This window comes from Thiobacter sp. AK1, assembly GCF_039822265.1.
GTDB classification, from domain to species: domain Bacteria; phylum Pseudomonadota; class Gammaproteobacteria; order Burkholderiales; family Thiobacteraceae; genus Thiobacter; species Thiobacter aerophilum.
Genome location: NZ_JBAJEX010000009.1, coordinates 1 through 16550 on the forward strand (window position 1 = coordinate 1; position 16550 = coordinate 16550).

General features: G+C 61.8%; 14 protein-coding genes, 1 tRNA gene, 1 other RNA gene and 1 riboswitch. Of the genes, 10 read left to right on the top strand and 6 right to left on the bottom strand.

Annotated elements, in window-relative coordinates; genetic code table 11:
• Window positions 1-112: 112 nt before the first annotated feature.
• Window positions 113-189 (bottom strand) — tRNA-Met (locus tag V6E02_RS10350).
• A gap of 130 nt (window positions 190-319) precedes the next feature.
• Here V6E02_RS10350 and V6E02_RS10355 point away from each other — a divergent pair.
• The 10 genes from V6E02_RS10355 to V6E02_RS10400 all read left to right on the top strand — a co-directional run bounded on the left by V6E02_RS10355 (window position 320) and on the right by V6E02_RS10400 (window position 13081).
• On the top strand, window positions 320-589 hold the full coding sequence (locus V6E02_RS10355) for a hypothetical protein (RefSeq protein ID WP_347308724.1): 270 nt from the start codon (window positions 320-322) through the stop codon (window positions 587-589).
• Window positions 590-682: 93 nt separating this feature from the next.
• Window positions 683-1087 (top strand): hypothetical protein, encoded by a 405-nt coding sequence (locus tag V6E02_RS10360; RefSeq protein ID WP_347308725.1) that lies wholly within the window; start codon window positions 683-685, stop codon window positions 1085-1087.
• Between the two features lie 190 nt (window positions 1088-1277).
• Window positions 1278-2486 (top strand): sulfate adenylyltransferase, encoded by a 1209-nt coding sequence (gene sat, locus V6E02_RS10365; RefSeq protein ID WP_347308726.1) that lies wholly within the window; start codon window positions 1278-1280, stop codon window positions 2484-2486.
• A 71-nt stretch (window positions 2487-2557) separates the two neighbouring features.
• On the top strand, window positions 2558-3025 hold the full coding sequence (aprB, locus tag V6E02_RS10370) for an adenylyl-sulfate reductase subunit beta (RefSeq protein WP_347308727.1): 468 nt from the start codon (window positions 2558-2560) through the stop codon (window positions 3023-3025).
• Between the two features lie 72 nt (window positions 3026-3097).
• Window positions 3098-5119 (top strand): adenylyl-sulfate reductase subunit alpha, encoded by a 2022-nt coding sequence (gene aprA, locus V6E02_RS10375; protein WP_347308728.1) that lies wholly within the window; start codon window positions 3098-3100, stop codon window positions 5117-5119.
• A 179-nt stretch (window positions 5120-5298) separates the two neighbouring features.
• Window positions 5299-6219: a YkgJ family cysteine cluster protein gene (locus V6E02_RS10380; RefSeq protein WP_347308729.1), complete on the top strand. Its 921-nt coding sequence runs from the start codon at window positions 5299-5301 to the stop codon at window positions 6217-6219.
• A gap of 2 nt (window positions 6220-6221) precedes the next feature.
• A complete protein-coding gene (locus V6E02_RS10385; protein WP_347308730.1) occupies window positions 6222-7034 on the top strand; it encodes a CbbQ/NirQ/NorQ/GpvN family protein in 813 nt (270 codons plus the stop codon).
• 95 nt (window positions 7035-7129) lie between these two features.
• The gene (locus tag V6E02_RS10390) at window positions 7130-9262 is read left to right on the top strand and encodes a nitric oxide reductase activation protein NorD (protein WP_347308731.1); all 2133 of its coding nucleotides are present in this window, start codon (window positions 7130-7132) and stop codon (window positions 9260-9262) included.
• 82 nt (window positions 9263-9344) lie between these two features.
• Window positions 9345-10178, top strand: a complete 834-nt coding sequence (locus tag V6E02_RS10395; protein WP_347308732.1) for a transposase — start codon at window positions 9345-9347, stop codon at window positions 10176-10178.
• A gap of 261 nt (window positions 10179-10439) precedes the next feature.
• A riboswitch (cyclic di-GMP riboswitch) is annotated at window positions 10440-10527 on the top strand.
• 100 nt (window positions 10528-10627) lie between these two features.
• The gene (locus V6E02_RS10400; protein ID WP_347308733.1) at window positions 10628-13081 is read left to right on the top strand and encodes a DUF1631 domain-containing protein; all 2454 of its coding nucleotides are present in this window, start codon (window positions 10628-10630) and stop codon (window positions 13079-13081) included.
• On the opposite strand, the gene V6E02_RS10405 is transcribed toward V6E02_RS10400, so the two are convergent.
• The 5 genes from V6E02_RS10405 to ffs form a co-directional block, all read right to left on the bottom strand.
• The gene (locus tag V6E02_RS10405) at window positions 13082-13702 is read right to left on the bottom strand and encodes a nucleotide-binding protein (protein WP_347308734.1); all 621 of its coding nucleotides are present in this window, start codon (window positions 13700-13702) and stop codon (window positions 13082-13084) included. It abuts the gene before it with no gap.
• Window positions 13703-13713: 11 nt separating this feature from the next.
• Window positions 13714-14313, bottom strand: coding sequence for a recombination mediator RecR (recR, locus tag V6E02_RS10410; RefSeq protein ID WP_347308735.1), 600 nt, complete (start codon window positions 14311-14313; stop codon window positions 13714-13716).
• 60 nt (window positions 14314-14373) lie between these two features.
• Window positions 14374-14700: a YbaB/EbfC family nucleoid-associated protein gene (locus tag V6E02_RS10415; protein WP_347308736.1), complete on the bottom strand. Its 327-nt coding sequence runs from the start codon at window positions 14698-14700 to the stop codon at window positions 14374-14376.
• Window positions 14701-14712: 12 nt separating this feature from the next.
• Complete coding sequence (gene dnaX, locus V6E02_RS10420) at window positions 14713-16338, bottom strand: DNA polymerase III subunit gamma/tau (protein WP_347308737.1); 1626 nt, start codon at window positions 16336-16338, stop codon at window positions 14713-14715.
• A gap of 91 nt (window positions 16339-16429) precedes the next feature.
• Window positions 16430-16528, bottom strand: an RNA gene (gene ffs / locus V6E02_RS10425) — signal recognition particle sRNA small type.
• Between the last annotated feature and the right edge of the window lie 22 nt (window positions 16529-16550).

The following is a 16550-nucleotide window of genomic DNA, read 5'->3' on the forward strand; positions in this document are numbered from 1 at the left end:
CCTAAAAGCCCCAGAAAACCAGGCACCCTAAGCATCAGGTACCCACACCTATCGGCTGTTCGTTTGTTAAAGAGCAAGCCGCCCCGCCCAAGGGACGAGGCAAGCGGGAATCTGGTTGCGGGGGCAGGATTTGAACCTACGACCTTCGGGTTATGAGCCCGACGAGCTGCCAGACTGCTCCACCCCGCGCCGAGAAGCGGAACTATAGCAAAGCCCTCGCCGGCTTGTCAACACGTTGTGTTCGCCCACAATCAGCGGCCACCCCCTTGGGCCCGGGCCCGGTTTGACTCAGCCTGGCCTCTGGCTGTAGGGTGGCTCCATGGAACGGGGCCCCATCGAAATCACCGTGGAGCAGCTGCGCAGCCTCATTGGGCTGCGCGTCCTCTACCGTAGCGAGCCGCATGTGGTCATCGAGGTCATTGAAGACGAGCGCGCCCTTGTGCTGGCTCCCGAGGGCTGTGGCCCCAGCATCCAGGCGGACGCCTACGGCAATGCCAGACGCCGCGCCCGCACCTTGATCACCGTGCCGGTACTGTCCGCCGACCGCACTGCCTTGCATGCGGACTTTCTTGACCTGGATCTACCCTAGCATAAGCGGGGCCCGTTCCGCTCTAGACAAAGCCCGGGGCACCGAGGGAAGATAGCCACGCAGCCGCACATCAACCCAAACACGGAGGAAAGCATGGATTTTTCCAAATTTGATTTCGGGAAACGCCTCAACGAATACATCGACGAGGTACTCCACCACGGAGGCGTCACGCGCTCGGAAAGCGACCTGACCGATGGCCAGCGGGCCTTCCTCTACGCGGTGCGGCGCGAACTGGTGAAATACACCGATCCGACTCGCCAAGGCTATCCCCGCAACCAATTGGAGCAGTTGGAATCCTTTGCCCGGACTTTGGGCGACCTGCACAACTCCTACCACGACATGGGCATGAGCAAGATCGCAGACTGCCTGTTCAACCGTTGGAAGATGGTGCGTGAGGATGTCAAGAAACTGGCTGCCGCAGGCGGTGTGAACCTGCCGGCCTGGGTGGACGTGATCGAGGTGGAACAAACCGACATGCCCGCCTTCTACGACGCCTGATGCTCGCCGGCGCGCCCTCCCTGGCGCGCTCCAGCCCCTTTTTCTTAGTTTTTCAGTCAGTTATTAGCCCTGTTAGGGTCAAGGCCGTCTAATCCGACCATAAAATAGTTGGATAGGGAGGCCCGATTTTTCCGTGCTATGCTTCGAGCCTCCAAAAACACCACCCTTGACCATCCGGAGAGGAGATAACATGCCCAAGCTGGTCAATCCCCACGGGGGCGGCAATCTCAAGCCCCTCCTGCTGTCGGGGGAGGCCCTTAAGGCCGAACTTGCCCGCGCCCAGTCCCTTCCCAAGATCCGCATGACCTCCCGGGAAACCGGTGATCTCATAATGATGGGCATCGGCGGCTTCACCCCGCTGGATGGCTTCATGACCAAAGCAGACTGGCAAGGCGTCTGCGATGGCTACAAGATGGCAAATGGCCTGTTCTGGCCCATCCCTATCACGCTTTCCACCGACGACGAGGACGTCAAGGAAGGGGACGAGGTCGCTCTAGTCGATGGCGAAAGCGGCGAGATCATGGGCACCATGAAGGTGACGGACAAGTACACCATCGACAAGGCCCATGAGTGCATGATGGTCTATAAAACCACGGATCTCGAGCATCCGGGTGTAAAGATGGTGATGGCTCAGGGCAAATATAACCTCGCCGGACCCGTCAAGGTGCTCTCGGACGGTGGTTTCAAGGCTCGCTACGGAGATCAGTTCCTCACTCCGGCGGAGACACGTGCCAAGTTCGAAGCTCTGGGTTGGACGCGGGTGGCAGCCTTCCAGACCCGCAACCCCATGCATCGCTCCCATGAGTATTTGGCCAAGATCGCGGTGGAAACCATGGATGGCGTGCTCATCCATTCCCTCCTGGGCAAGCTCAAGCCCGGCGACATTCCTGCCGAAGTCCGCACCGAGGCCATCAAAGTGTTGATCGACAATTATTTCGTGCCCAATACCGTGATCCAGGCCGGCTATCCTCTAGACATGCGCTATGCCGGGCCGCGCGAGGCACTGCTGCATGCTCTGTTCCGTCAGAATTATGGTTGCTCCCATCTGATCGTCGGGCGCGATCACGCGGGCGTGGGTGACTATTACGGTCCCTTCGACGCGCAAAAGATCTTCGACGAGATTCCGCCGGGCTCGCTGGAAACCCAGCCCCTCAAGATCGACTGGACGTTCTGGTGCAACAAATGTGGCGGCATGGCCTCCATGCGCACCTGCCCCCATTCCAAGGATGATCGCATCCTGTTGTCTGGCACCAAGGTGCGGGCCATGCTATCGGAAGGCAAGGATCTGCCCGTCGAGTTCTCCCGTCCCGAAGTGGCTCAGGTACTCAAGCGCTACTACGCGAGCCTGAGTGCCGAGGAAAACGTCAAGGTCGAGCTCAAGGGACACTCTGCCAAGTAGTTTCGAAGGCCTGGCCGGCACTCGCAACAGCCGGCCTTTTTCAACTGTGTTGCATCAACTGGAGGAACAAAATGCCAACCTATGTTCGCACCGACAAATGTGACGGGTGCAAGGGTCAGGACAAGACCGCTTGCATGTACATCTGCCCGCACGACTTGATGAAGCTCGACAAGGACGGCTCCGAAACGGGACATGCCATGAAGGCATTCAACCAGGAACCGGAGCAGTGCTGGGAGTGCTATTCCTGCGTCAAGATCTGCCCGCAGCAGGCCATCGAGGTGCGCCACTATGCGGACATCGTTCCTCTCGGCGGGTCCGTACAACCCCTGCGCGGTACCGATTCCATCATGTGGACTATCAAGTTCCGTAACGGCACCCTCAAGCGGTTCAAGTTTCCCATCCGCACCACGCCGGAAGGCTCGATCGATCCCTATGGTGGTAAGCCGATGCCAAAACTGGCCGACATCACCAAACCTGGCTTCTTCGTTTCGGTGGGTGGTTTCCGTGGCGGCAACCCGGCTGAGCTGATTCGCAAGTAAATCGTTGGACATCAATTTGCGGGAGGGAGCGGGCCGCATGCCACGCTGAACCGCAGCAAGGAGACTCAAACAATGGCTGGTGAATTTGGCAATCCCGAAGTCGTGCAAGAGGAAGTGGACATCCTCTTGATTGGTGGCGGTATGGCCTGCTGTGGCGCCGCCTATGAAGTCGTGCGCTGGGCAGAAGCCGCCAAGGCAGAGCTCGGCATCGATCTGAAGATCAAGCTGGTGGACAAGGCCGCCTTGGATCGCTCTGGCGCAGTGGCCCAGGGTCTGTCCGCGATCAACACCTACATCGGCCCGGAGCAGGACCCGGCCGACTATGCGCGTATGGTGTCCAACGACCTGATGGGCATCACCCGCGACGACCTGGCCTACGACTTGGGCCGCCATGTGGACGAGTCGGTGCACCTGTTCGAAGAGTGGGGCCTGCCCATCTGGAAGGTGGATGAGAACGGCGAGCGCCATGACGGCTCCAAAGGTCTGCCTGCTCTCAAGGATGGTGGCAAGCCCGTGCGTTCGGGCAAGTGGCAGATCATGATCAATGGCGAATCCTACAAATGGATCGTGGCCGAGGCCGCCAAGAAAGCCCTGGGCATGGACCGCATCCAAGAGCGCGTGTTCATCGTCAAGCTGGTGAACGATAAGAATGACAAAAACCGTATCGCCGGTGCGGTGGGCTTCTCAGTGCGCGAGCACAAGGTTTACGTGTACAAGGCCAAGGCGATCTTGCTGGCTGCCGGTGGCTGCGTGAACATCTTCCGCCCACGCTCGGTGGGTGAAGGAACGGGTCGCGCCTGGTATCCGGTTTGGAACGCCGGTTCCACCTACGCCATGGCCGCGGAAGCTGGCGCCGAGCTCACCATGATGGAGAACCGCTTCGTTCCCGCTCGCTTCAAGGATGGTTATGGCCCGGTGGGTGCCTGGTTCCTCCTGTTCAAGGCCAAGGCGGTGAACGCGTTGGGCGAGGTCTACATGGAGAAGAACAAGGATCTCCTGAACGACTACCCGCCCTATGGGCAAGCCGCGGTGCCAGCATCCTGCCTGCGCAACCACCTGATGCTGAAGGAAATGAAGGAAGGCCGTGGCCCCATCTACATGGACACGGTGACCGCGCTGGCAAAACTGAAAGAAACCCTCTCGCCGCGTGAGGTGAAACACCTGGAAGCGGAAGCTTGGGAAGACTTCCTCGACATGTGCGTCGGTCAGTGTGGCATCTGGGTGGGCGAGAACATTGAGCCGGATAAGAAAAACTCCGAGCTCATGCCCACCGAGCCCTATCTGCTTGGCTCTCACTCCGGCTGCTGTGGTATCTGGGTGTCCGGCCCCGAAGACGTGGGAGCGCCTACTACCGAGGATCACCCCGAAAAGGACAAGATCCCCGCGCACCTGCCGCAAGGCTGGCATTGGGGCTATCGCTCCATGACCACCGTCAAGGGCCTGTTCACGGCGGGCGACGGCGTGGGGGCTTCCGGCCACAAGTTCTCCTCCGGTTCCCACGCGGAAGGTCGGATCGCCGCCAAGGCGATGGTCAAGTACTGCATCGACCACAAGGATCTGAAACCAGAACTCGACACCCCGGTGGAGCAACTGGTCGAGGAGATCTACAAGCCGGTGCGCAACTTCCTGCAGTACAAGGACTACACCACCGCCATCGACGTGAACCCGCACTACATCACGCCGAAGATGCTCCAGTTCCGTCTGCAAAAGATCATGGACGAGTACGTGGCGGGTGTGGCCACCTACTACACCACCAACGAGCACATGCTCAAAGTGGCGGAAGAGAAGCTGGAAATGCTGAAAGAAGACGCGGAGAAGATGCGTGCCAAAGACCTGCACGAGCTGCTGCGTGCCTGGGAGAACTACCACCGCATCCTGACCGCGGAAGCCCACATGAAGCACATCCAGTTCCGGGAAGAGACCCGTTACCCGGGCTTCTACTACCGCGCCGACAAGAACTTCATCGACGAGAAGAACTGGAAGTGCTTCGTCAACTCGGTCTATGACAAGAACACCAAGAAGTGGACGGTGTTCAAGCGTCAGCACTACGATCTGGTTGACAAGTCCAAGCTGTTCAAGACCGCGGCCCACTGAGCGGTCGGCACACAGCCGAGCACGGGAAGCCGGGCGCCGCAAGGCGCCCGGTTTTCTTTCGGCGCGACAAAACACTATTCACGGCATGCTTTTGCCCACGGCAGAGGCATGATATGAATGTGCTTTAGCGTTCATCTCCGAATGGATGCTTTTTCTTGTAGCCCATGAGAGGTCGTGCCATGGAAGATTTCGAAGTCAAGGATTCGCCGTTCCCCCCAAGCCCCGTCGTGCCGCAGCTTCTGCAGCCGGAAACCGTTATCCAGTTCCACTGCCACAAGGACATCGCGTGCTTCAATGCCTGCTGCAAGAACATCGACATCTCCCTCACGCCCTATGACATCCTGCGCCTCAAGAAGCGGCTCAACATGAGCTCGGGCGAATTCCTCAAGGCCTACACGTTTCCCTACGAAATGGAGAAGGACGGCATCGCCGGGGTCAAGCTCAAGCCCGTGGAGGGTGGGACAGCATGCCGCTTCATGACCGAGCAAGGGTGCAGCGTGTACGAAGACCGGCCCACCGCCTGCCGCTACTATCCGGTGGGGCTACTCTCCATCCGGCGCCAGGGCGAAAACTTCGATCGCGAGGCCTATGCCATCATCAAGGAGAACCACTGCCTTGGCCACAACGAAGCACGCCAGCTCACCATCGCCGAATACCGCAAGGAACAGGGTCTGGAAGAATACGACGAGTTGAGCCGCGGCTGGCGCCAGCTCATCCTGAAGAAGAAATCGGCGGGTCCGACCGTGGGCAAGCCGAGTAAGCGCAGTCTGCAGATGTTCTTCATGACCTGTTACGACCTGGATCAATTCCGGGATTTCGCCACCTCGGCGCAGTTCAATGACCTATACGAGGTGGAGCCCGAGACCCGGGAAAAGATCAAGACCGATGACATTGCTCTCATGCAGTTCGGTTTTCGGCTGCTGCGGCAGGTCATGTTCAACGAGATGAGCATTCCCATCCGCCCCGATGCCCTGGAAAAACGCCTGGCGCGCAAACGGGAACGAGAACAGATCCTGGATAGAATCGTCGAAAAGATCGGCCCGGTGGAAACCGTTCCTGTGGAAGAGCTGGAAGACAAGTACAAGCACGCTTCGGACTGAACATGAACGCGCGAACGCTAGATACCGAGGCCTACTTCATCGAAAGAGAGCCCTATTACGAGCCGACCGGTGACGAAGTGGCGGTCTTCGAAGCCGCCTACCGCAACAAACTGCCGGTGTTGCTCAAGGGTCCCACCGGCTGCGGCAAGACCCGCTTCATGGAGTACATGGCCTGGCGCCTCAAGCGTCCGCTTATCACGGTATCCTGTCACGACGACCTCACCGCATCGGACCTGGTGGGTCGCTTTCTGGTGAAGGGAGGCGAGACCACCTGGGTCGATGGCCCTCTCACCCGCGCGGTGCGGACCGGGGCCATTTGCTACCTGGACGAAATCGTCGAAGCCCGCAAAGACACCATGGTGGTGATCCACCCCCTCGCCGATGACCGACGCACCTTGCCTATGGAAAAGCTCGGTCTCCTGGTGGAAGCCGACGATCGCTTCTGCCTCGCCGTCTCCTACAACCCTGGCTATCAGAGCGTACTCAAGGACCTCAAGCAGAGCACGCGCCAGCGCTTCGTGGCGCTGGAATTCAGCTATCCCTCGCCGGAGCTGGAGCGCAAGATCGTGGTCACGGAAGCCGGTGTGGATGCCGCCACCGCGGAAAAGCTGGTGAAATTCGCCCACATGACCCGCAACCTCAAAGGCAGTGGGCTCGAAGAAGGAGCCAGCACCCGCCTACTGGTCCATGCCGGCAAACTGATTGCCGCCGGCATCGCGCCAATCACCGCGTGCCGGACGGCCATCGCCGAGGCGATCACCGACGACGCAGAAATGCTGGCCGCCGTGCAGGAACTTTCCTCATCCTTGTTCTGAGTTTTGCCTCGTGCGGACCGAGGGCCGAGACAAGCAGCCATGCCGCCGCTCCAACATGACTTCCTTCCTGGCGTGACACAGCTGTGGTGAGCGCCATGTCGGTTCAAGCGAGTCTCGACATCGCTGACATTCTCCCGTCCCTCGAGAAATGGCTGGACGTGGAATTCACGTTTTACCGGGTGGAAGAGCTCGCCGCCGACATCGCCCGGCGGCCGCGGGGTGAACAGAATTTCCTGCTCGACTGGATCCGTCGCATCGCCACCACCAACATCGAGATTGCCTACCAGTTCGCGCGGCGTGCTCCCGCCCTGCTGGGACGCATGGATTGGCGCATGATCGAAGCCTGGGCGCTGCACGCCATGGACAGCTACGACAAGAGCGGCCTACGCGCCGCGCTATTGGTGATCGAGGGCGTGGATGGCTTCGCCGCCCAACGTCATGCGCGGGTCGCCGGCGCCCTGTTCGAAGACATCGATGGCATTCTTTTCAACTTTGTGCGTGGCCTCTCCGGTCGCCGACTGAATCTGGCCCAAGGCGATGTGGCTTACACCGACAGCGAAACCCTGTTTCTGCCCACTGTCATTGCGGAACTGGAAACCTTGGAAGACAACTTCCGCCTCGCCAAGGCCACCGTCACCGTGCTCTGGGCTCAAACGCGCTTTGGCACGTTCCACTTCGATCTGCAAAACGCCCTTTCAGCGCACCCGCGTCGCGAACAGGCGCTACGCGTATTCACGGCACTGGAAACCCTGCGCCTCGAAGCCTGCATTCGCCGCGAGCTGCCGGGGCTGTACCGCGACATGCAGTACCTCAAGGCCTTGCTGAACGAGGACCGCCTCTCGCCTACTTGGCAGATTTACGCAAATACGCTCGCCGATCCACACGCAAGCGTCGAGGACAGCCTGCGCCTACTCCCGCTGGCCATGGAGGAACCAGACCCGCCCCGTTTCTGCTACCAGGGCGAGATCCGGCCCGAGGCCGTGGCCCAGTGCATGGCTGCCCGCATCCAACGGGAAAAGGCGCTACTGCGCGTGAAACTGGCGCAGCTCGCGGAAGAACACGGTCATCCCCTCCCTGCCAAGGACGCCCCCACCCAAATACCAGTGCCCCACTTCCAACTCAAGCAGGAAGAGGACGCCGCTTCCGGCGCGGTGGAAATGGAACTCATGCTGGATGGCGTACCCCTGCCTGCTCCGGAAGACGTAAAGGCTCTGCTCACTTCGATCCAGCTCGATCTCGGCCACATCCCGGATGAATACCTCACGCCAGCCGGCCCAGGCGAATACGATCCCAGCCTATACCAGGAGCAGACCCCGGATCCAAACGACGTCTGGCAGGGTGCCTATCACGAAATCGGCGCGACGCTTTACGACGAATGGGATTTTGGTCGACAGCATTACCGTAAGAATTGGTGCGTAATGCGCGAGAAAGACGTCACACCGGTGTACGACGACTTCGCGCGCGAGACGCTCGCACGCTACAGCGGCGTGGTCAAACACCTGCGTCGCAGCTTCGAGGCCATGCGTGACGAGAACAAACTGTATAAGCGGCAACCCTATGGCGACGAGGTGGACATCGACGCCCTAGTGGAAGCCCTCGCGGATGCGCGCGATGGCCGCGAGATGTCCGATCGGCTGTTCACCCGCATGCACCGCGCCGAGCGCAACATTGCCGTCATGTTCATGGTGGACATGAGCGGCTCGACTCGCGGCTGGATCAACGATGCCGAGCGCGAGACGCTGCTTCTCCTGTGCGAGGCGCTGGAGACACTGGGGGACCGCTATGGTATCTATGGCTTCTCCGGTCAGACCCGCAAGCGCTGCGAACTCTACCGCATCAAGGAAATCGACGAGCCTTACGGCGAACTCGTCAAGGCGCGCATTAGCGGCATCCGTCCCCAAGACTACACCCGTATGGGCTTCGCCATTCGACACCTCACCCGTTTGCTTAGCCGCGTGGAAGCCCGAACCAAACTGCTCATTACCCTCTCGGATGGCAAACCTGACGACTATTTCGATGTCTATCGCGGCCAGTATGGTATCGAGGACACGCGTCAGGCGCTAATCGAGGCCAAGCGGGCTGGTATTCATTCCTTCTGCATCACCATCGACCAAGAAGCGCGCGACTACCTGCCCCACATGTACGGCGCCGCGCACTACGCCATTATCGACGACGTACGAAAACTTCCTTTAAAGGTCGCCGACATTTACCGACGGCTCACGACCTAACAAGCCGTTGAAAAATCCCCCGCCGGCGCCTGCGTCGGCCATTACGATTGGAAGCCACCCGAGAACAACCGAGACGAGCACGATGAGAGGCAACCAAAACTTCCAGGGGGCGATGTTCAGCTACATCAGCCTTGAACAGCAAGTGCCGCAGGCCCACCCGCTACGCAAGCTGCGCGCCGTAGTCGATGCGCTGCTGGCGAGCATGGACAATGAATTCGAAGCGGTCTACGCCCGCCGTGGCCGCCCCTCGGTGCCGCCGGAGATGCTGTTGAAGGCCCTGCTGCTGCAGATTCTGTTTTCCATCCGCAGCGAGCGGCTGCTGGTCGAGGCGATCGACTACAACCTGCTCTACCGCTGGTTCGTCGGCCTGAACATCGAGGACAAGGTCTGGGATCACTCCACCTTCGCCGATGCCCGGCTGTTCAAGAAAGCCCCAGGGGACAAGTCCCGCCTGTGCCACATGGGGCACATCCTCATGGAAAACCGCAACGGGCTGATCGTGGATGTCGAGATCACCCATGCCAGCGGCACCGCAGAGCGCGAAGCGGCGCTGGCGATGCTCGCGCGCCGGGGCAACAAGAACAAGCGCGCCACGGTCGGGGCCGATAAGGGCGACGACACCAAGGACTTCATCACAGGCTGCAGAAGGCTCAGGATCACGCCGCACGTGGCGGCCAAGGACAAGCACTCGGCGGTGGATGGCCGCATCAAGCGCCACGAGGGCGACAAGACCAGTCTGAAGGTGCGCAAGCGCATCAAGGAAGCCTTTGGCTGGATCAAGACCGTGGGCGGCCTGGCCAAGACCAAGCTGATCGGCCAGGCCAGGCTCACGGGCCAGGCGCTGCTTTGCTTTGCCACCTACAACCTGGTGCGCATGGGCTCCATCGGCGGCTGGTGGGACGCGCATCATGCGTGAACCGTGGGATCCGTGCGCCCGAAATGGGCAAAACGGCTTGCAAACAGGCCGAAATGCACGTCGCAATCGCTGCCCACCCGCGTCTGGGCGGCTCGTTTCTTCGAAATCAGTGTCGCTGCTGCGTTCGAAGAACACTTTTTCAACGGGCTGTTAAGCCTCCCCTTAACGAAACCGTCACTTGCGACCGGCCTAAAGTTCCGCGCCCCGTGACCGATGTAAGCGACGGGTCACGGCGCAAACACGCCGTACCCGAGAACGGACATCTACCAAGGGCAAAGCCGCCGAAAGGCGGCGACGCAAAAGCACCGGCCTAACGGAACTTAGCTCCCATGGCAGCGGGCTTGCTGGGTGTCGCGCCGACCGGCTGGTGCCGGGCGTCTCCTCCGGTGCTCTCCCCCGGTGCTCTCCTTGGCAGAGTGTTTATGTCACCTAGGACCCGGAGAAGCAACATGGAAGGTGCCGACCCTAATGCACGCCTGAACGCCCTGGAAACCTGCCGCAACGAGCCTACCGCGGCAGAACGTCGTCTGCTGGATCGCGGCATGCAGATTGCCTTGGGCACCCTCTCAGGCGCCCTCAAGGCGATGCTCGAAAAGGCAGAGGAGGAATTCTTCCAGCTCGCCCAGAAATCCACCGAGCGCGCCATGGAGCAGCTCCATCTGGAGGCCATGAGCCTAGTGCGCATGCGTGCCGAGGAAATCGAAAAGCGCTTCCGCGAGCATTTGCAAGGGGGCATGCAGGCTGCCCTCTTGCCGCACAAGCGCAAGACAGGGCAGGTGCAGCCGCTGGAGAGCGATCAGTTCACCCTCGTGGATCCGGACGATCTGGAAGAGTCCATCGCCAGCCAGGAGATAGCGGCGAAGATCAAACATACCTGCACGGAAGAGCTCGCCGCCTTGGAAAAACGGGTAGGCCTATTGCTGCACGATCCGGAATTCCAGCGGGTGAAGCACCCCTTCGATCCCGCGGTGCTGGCCGAAGCCTACATGGCGGCCTGCCGCGACACGGAGGCCCCCCTCAAGATCCGGCTGCTTTTGGTCACCATGTGGGACAAGCACATGCAGGACGCGGTAGCCTCGACCTATCATGAGATCAATCAATACCTGATCGAGAAAGGCGTGCTGCCGCGCATCCGCCGCGAAATCCGCCGTGGCCACACCCACACGGCGGAAATCGCCGCCCTTGCCGCCCAGGCCGCGGTGGAGGCGGTGCAGGCCGCGCAAGCCGATGGTGATGTGTTTGCCGCCATGCAGCAATGGTTTGCGCGCGCCGCGCAGCGGGGCGCTCTGCCCCAGGCTGGGGGGATGCCCGCCGGGCTGGGCGCGGTTGCCGCCGGCTTGATTCCAGGCGGGATGCTCCCCAGCGCGACCCTGGCGCACGGGCCGGCCGACATCGCCGCGGGCGGGGCAAGCAAAAGCGCTAGCGAGGTAGCAGCCACACCGGCACCCGCCGCCTGCTCTCCGGTAATCCTCACCCAGCTCACCGAACTACAGCATGGACAAGGCGCGGAGCGCATCCCGGTGTTGGCGCAAGCCGCTGCCGGTGCGCCGGTGGCCGTGCTGCGCGAAATCCGTGAGGCGCTGCCAGTGGATAGTCTCGGGCCGGCCTCCGCCATGACCATCGAAGTGGTGGCCATGATATTCGACTACATCTTCGACGACGCGCGGGTACCCGACGCAGTGAAGGCCCTGATCGGCCGCCTTCAGATTCCTGTGCTCAAGGCAGCGATGATCGATCCGGCCTTCTTCTCGCGCAAAACCCATCCCACCCGACGTCTGCTCAATCTCATCGGCGAGGCGTCCATCGGCTGGCAGGGCACCTTTGACCATGATGATCCGCTCTATCGCCAGATCGAGCGCCTGGTGCAGACCATCCTCGACCAGTTCGAGGACGATCTCGCAGTGTTCGAGAACGCGCTCGCCGAGTTCCAGAGCTTCCTGGAAGAACAGGAACGGCAGGCCGAGGCCCTGGTGGCCGCCGCCACGCCCCTGATCGTGGCGCGGGAGCAGCGGGAATTGGCGGCAGAAGAAGCCCGCGAAGCGGCGCAGGCGGCCATCGAGCGTCGCGCCCGTGAAAGCGAACTGCCGGAAGCCGTGCGCGCCTTCCTGTGCGAAACCTGGATGGAGGTGCTCTGTCGCGCGCGCATCGAAGCAGGTGGCGATGGCCCCGCGTGGCAGGAGGCGCTCGCCACCATGGACGAGCTGGTGTGGAGCACCCGACCCAAACCCACCCGCGAGGATCGGGAGCACCTCATCAAGATCCTACCTTCGCTGCTCAAGCGCTTGAAGAACGGCATGGAAGCCGCGGGAACATGCGAGGAAGTACGCGACCGCTTCCTGAGCCAGCTGGTGAAGTGCCACGCCAGCGCCGTTTCCGCTGGCTTCGCACAGGAGAGCGCCACGCCGGCGCCCGCGCCGCGGGAAACGGCAGTGGTGCTCAAATTCCCCAAACCCCAGGCCACGCCTGTCAAGCTGGAAATCCTCACGCCGGCCGACGACGAGGGGCAGGTGGAAGTGGAGGAAATCACCATCAGCGGCGTGGGCTGGGCCGAGGAGGAGGCATTCGCCCCTACCGCCTCTGGGGCCGATGGCGCGGAAACGACGACGGCGCCGGAGATCGATGCGGAGATAGCACGCGAAGCAGTGGCCGCGCTTAAACCCGGCATGTGGGTGGAATTCCGCCACACCGGGATGGAACCCCTCCAGGCCAGGCTGAAGTGGATCAGCCCGCTGCGCGGCGCCTATCTCTTCTGCGACCGTCAAGGCAAGCGCGGCGCCACGATGCCGCGGGAAAAGTTGGAAGCCGCGTTCCGCATCGGCACCGCCCGCTTGCTGGAGGATGTGCCGCTCATGGATCGCGCCGTGGACAATGTGATCGAAACGCTGAAGCAGGCCGCCGCCTGATCAGCGGCGCACCCAATCCACCAACGGCAGCCACTGCTCGAGCTCGCGCTCGCTCTGGGCGCGCGGCAGGTCGAACAAGGTTTCCCCCAGCGCAGCCGCTTGCACATACACCTGGGTGTCGCGTAGCCAACCGATCACCGGCAACTCGTATTTCTCGAAGAAATGCTGCAGCGTAGCAGCCGCGCGCGTGCGGGGATCCACGCGCATTCCCACCACGCCGATGTGCACCGCGTGTTTGCGCACGGCCTTGTGTTCCTTTAGGTCCTGGAAGAAGTCCGCCACCGCCCAGATATCGAACAAGGAAGGCGGTACCGGCACCAGCACCTTGTCCGCCGCCTTCAGGGCATTGGCCAGTGTCTTGCCATGAATACCAGCCGGTGCATCGAGGATCAGGAAATCCGTTGCCGGGGCTTTAGTGAGGTCCCCATCGCGGGCATCCCAGGCCTCGATACGCGGCAAATGAGGAGAACGGATAGACAGCCAGTGCAGGCTGGACTGCTGACGGTCCATGTCACCGAGGATCACACGGTCGCCGCGCCAGGCAAAGAAACCCGCAAGATTGGTGGCCAGGGTCGTCTTGCCGCTGCCACCCTTGGGGTTGACGATCAGGATGCTTTGCATGCCGCCTCCCGTCAGGAAAGCTCCCGCCGCTCCAGGATAGCCTGGGCCAGGGTCCCAGCGTCCGTGTATTCCAGCTCGCCGCCTACGGGCACGCCGCGCGCGATCCGGGTCACTCTCAAGCCACGCCCCTTGAGCAGCTCGCCGATGTAATGGGCGGTGGCTTCCCCTTCCGCCGTGAAATTGGTGGCGAGCAGCACCTCGCGTACCTGGCCGTCTTCCACACGCTTGAGCAGGCGCTCCAGGTGCAGCTCCCGCGGACCCACGCCGTCCAGGGGTGACAGCCGGCCCATCAGGACGAAATACATGCCGCGGTAGATCTGGGTCTGCTCCATCATCATGAGATCCGCTGGCATCTCCACCACACACAGGGTACTCGCGTCACGGGTACCCGAGCGACACAGGCGACAGACTTCGTCTTCGGTGAAACTGTTGCACAGCCGACAGTGGCGCACTTGAGCCAAGGCGGTGGCCAGGGCTGTGGACAAGCGCGCCGCCCCTTCCCGATCATACTGCAACAAATGATAGGCCATGCGTTGGGCCGACTTCGGACCAACCCCGGGCAAGCAGCGCAAGGCCTCGATGAGTGCGTCGAGGGTGGAAGGGTTATTCAATTCGATCGACCCGCACGATTCACGAACACGAACCCGGCTCGCCAGGGGCACCGAGCAGGCTCAGAACGGCATCTTGAATCCCGGCGGCAGACCCAGGCTCGCGGTGAGGGCGCCGAGTTTTTCCTGACTGGTGGCCTCGATCTTGCGTACCGCGTCGTTCACTGCGGCGGCGATCAGATCCTCCAGCATTTCCTTGTCATCCGTGAGCAAGCTGGGATCGATGCTGACGCGCTTCACGTCATGACGTCCGGTCATCACCACCTTCACCATGCCCGCGCCGGCCTGGCCCTCCACCTCCATGGCTGCCAGCTGCTCCTGCATCTTTTTCATGTTTTCCTGCATCATCTGGGCCTGTTTCATCAGGTTGCCCAAGCCACCCTTGATCATCGCTTTCTCCTATTACTGAATCGGTTTGATGCTGGATTCGATCACCCGGGCATCGAACTGCTCCACCAGCTCCCGCACGAAGGGATCCTGCTCGATGGCTTCCACTGCCCGCGCCTGACGTGCAGCGCGCTCGCCTTGCTGTTGCTGGGCGGGGGTGATGCCGCTTGGCGCGCCAACCGTGATGACGAGCTTCACCGGCTCGCCGAAATGCGCCGTAAGCGCGCCACAGAGCTTATCCTGATAAGGCTTTTCGCTCAGGTGCCGGTGCTCGGAAGGCACCACCAGTCGCAACACGCCCTGTTCGAAGGATTCGAGCACGCAGTGCTCCGCCAGCATGCGCGCCATGCCCGACAGACGCAGCCGCTCCACCAGAGCGATCCAGTCGCCATCGAAGGCTCGAGCCTTGGCAGGGGGTGTGGCGGCCACGGCGGCAGGGCGCGCCGGGTTCGCCACGGCGTGAGGGGTGTGCGCCGCAGACGCGGGCATTTCAGTTTTTTTTTGAGCCGGCACACCAGCCGCCCTAGCGGCAGGCGCCTGCGCCAGATCGCCGGGCGACTCGGGCCGAAAGGCCAGCATGCGCAGCAAGGTCATGGTGAAACCCGCGTATTCGTCGGGCGCCAGGTGCAAGTCGCGCCGCCCGAGCAGCACGATCTGGTAATGGAGTTGCACTTCCTCCGGGGATAAGGTCTGCGCGAGCCCCAGGATCCGTTCCCGCTCTGGCAGATCGTCGGCCAGCGCTTCCGGCGTGGTTTGGGCCAAGGCCACCTGGTGCAGCAACACGCCCAGATCCTGAAGGGCGCCGTCGAAGGACAGGCTGCGCTCGGCCATGCGGTCCGCCACCCCAATCAGCGCCGCGCCTTCGCGCCGCAACAGGGCGTCCAGCAGATCGAACAGGTAGCCCTGATCCACCACTCCCAGCATGGCGCGCACCTCGGCCTCCAGCACCCGTCCGCTGCCGTGGGCGATGGCCTGGTCGGTGAGACTCAAGGCATCCCGCATAGACCCTTGGGCGGCACGCGCCAAAAGCCGCAAGGCAGGCGCTTCGAAGGCGATCCCCTCCTCGCAGAGCACCCGCTCCAGATGGCCAACGATGGCCGACTGGGACATTTGCTTGAGGTTAAACTGCAGGCAGCGCGACAGCACGGTCACCGGAATCTTCTGGGGATCGGTGGTGGCAAGGATGAACTTCACGTGCTCCGGCGGTTCCTCCAGTGTCTTCAGCATGGAATTGAACGCCGCCTTGGACAGCATGTGCACCTCGTCGATGAGGTACACCTTGAACCGGCCCACGGTGGGAGCGTATTGGGCGTTGTCCAGCACCTCGCGCATGTTGTCGATGCCGGTGTTGGAGGCGGCATCGAGTTCGATCATGTCCACGAAGCGGCCGCGGTCGATCTCGGTGCAGGCGGCGCACACGCCGCAGGGCTTGGAGGTAATGCCGGTCTCGCAGTTGAGGCATTTGGCCAGGATGCGCCCCAGGGTGGTCTTGCCCACCCCGCGCGTGCCGGTGAACAGATAGGCGTGATGTAGGCGTTGCTGGTCCAACGCATTGGACAAGGCGCGCACCACATGCTCCTGGCCCACCATTTCGGCGAAGCTCTTGGGGCGCCACTTGCGCGCGAGGACTTGATAAGGCATAAGGAGATTCTACCCCAGATCTTGCTCGGGCCCAGATCATGCGCGGGGTCGAGCGCCGCGCCCACCGGGGGCGCGGCAACGCGGGAATGGGGGTGGCGAGCCTTATCCCCGGCACTTGCAGTGAGCGGCTATGGCTGCTTCCTTCCGGACCTGACCAGGTTCACCGCCTTGCAATGCGGGGAGGCCCGCCATGATAAGACTGGGCGCGCATC

Coding starts and splice junctions, on each gene's coding strand:
- V6E02_RS10355 (WP_347308724.1), top strand. CDS start 320: ATGGAACGGGGCCCCATCGAAATCACCGTGGAGCAGCTGCGCAGCCTC.
- V6E02_RS10360 (WP_347308725.1), top strand. CDS start 683: ATGGATTTTTCCAAATTTGATTTCGGGAAACGCCTCAACGAATACATC.
- sat (WP_347308726.1), top strand. CDS start 1,278: ATGCCCAAGCTGGTCAATCCCCACGGGGGCGGCAATCTCAAGCCCCTC.
- aprB (WP_347308727.1), top strand. CDS start 2,558: ATGCCAACCTATGTTCGCACCGACAAATGTGACGGGTGCAAGGGTCAG.
- aprA (WP_347308728.1), top strand. CDS start 3,098: ATGGCTGGTGAATTTGGCAATCCCGAAGTCGTGCAAGAGGAAGTGGAC.
- V6E02_RS10380 (WP_347308729.1), top strand. CDS start 5,299: ATGGAAGATTTCGAAGTCAAGGATTCGCCGTTCCCCCCAAGCCCCGTC.
- V6E02_RS10385 (WP_347308730.1), top strand. CDS start 6,222: ATGAACGCGCGAACGCTAGATACCGAGGCCTACTTCATCGAAAGAGAG.
- V6E02_RS10390 (WP_347308731.1), top strand. CDS start 7,130: ATGTCGGTTCAAGCGAGTCTCGACATCGCTGACATTCTCCCGTCCCTC.
- V6E02_RS10395 (WP_347308732.1), top strand. CDS start 9,345: ATGAGAGGCAACCAAAACTTCCAGGGGGCGATGTTCAGCTACATCAGC.
- V6E02_RS10400 (WP_347308733.1), top strand. CDS start 10,628: ATGGAAGGTGCCGACCCTAATGCACGCCTGAACGCCCTGGAAACCTGC.
- V6E02_RS10405 (WP_347308734.1), bottom strand. CDS start 13,702: ATGCAAAGCATCCTGATCGTCAACCCCAAGGGTGGCAGCGGCAAGACG.
- V6E02_RS10415 (WP_347308736.1), bottom strand. CDS start 14,700: ATGATCAAGGGTGGCTTGGGCAACCTGATGAAACAGGCCCAGATGATG.
- dnaX (WP_347308737.1), bottom strand. CDS start 16,338: ATGCCTTATCAAGTCCTCGCGCGCAAGTGGCGCCCCAAGAGCTTCGCC.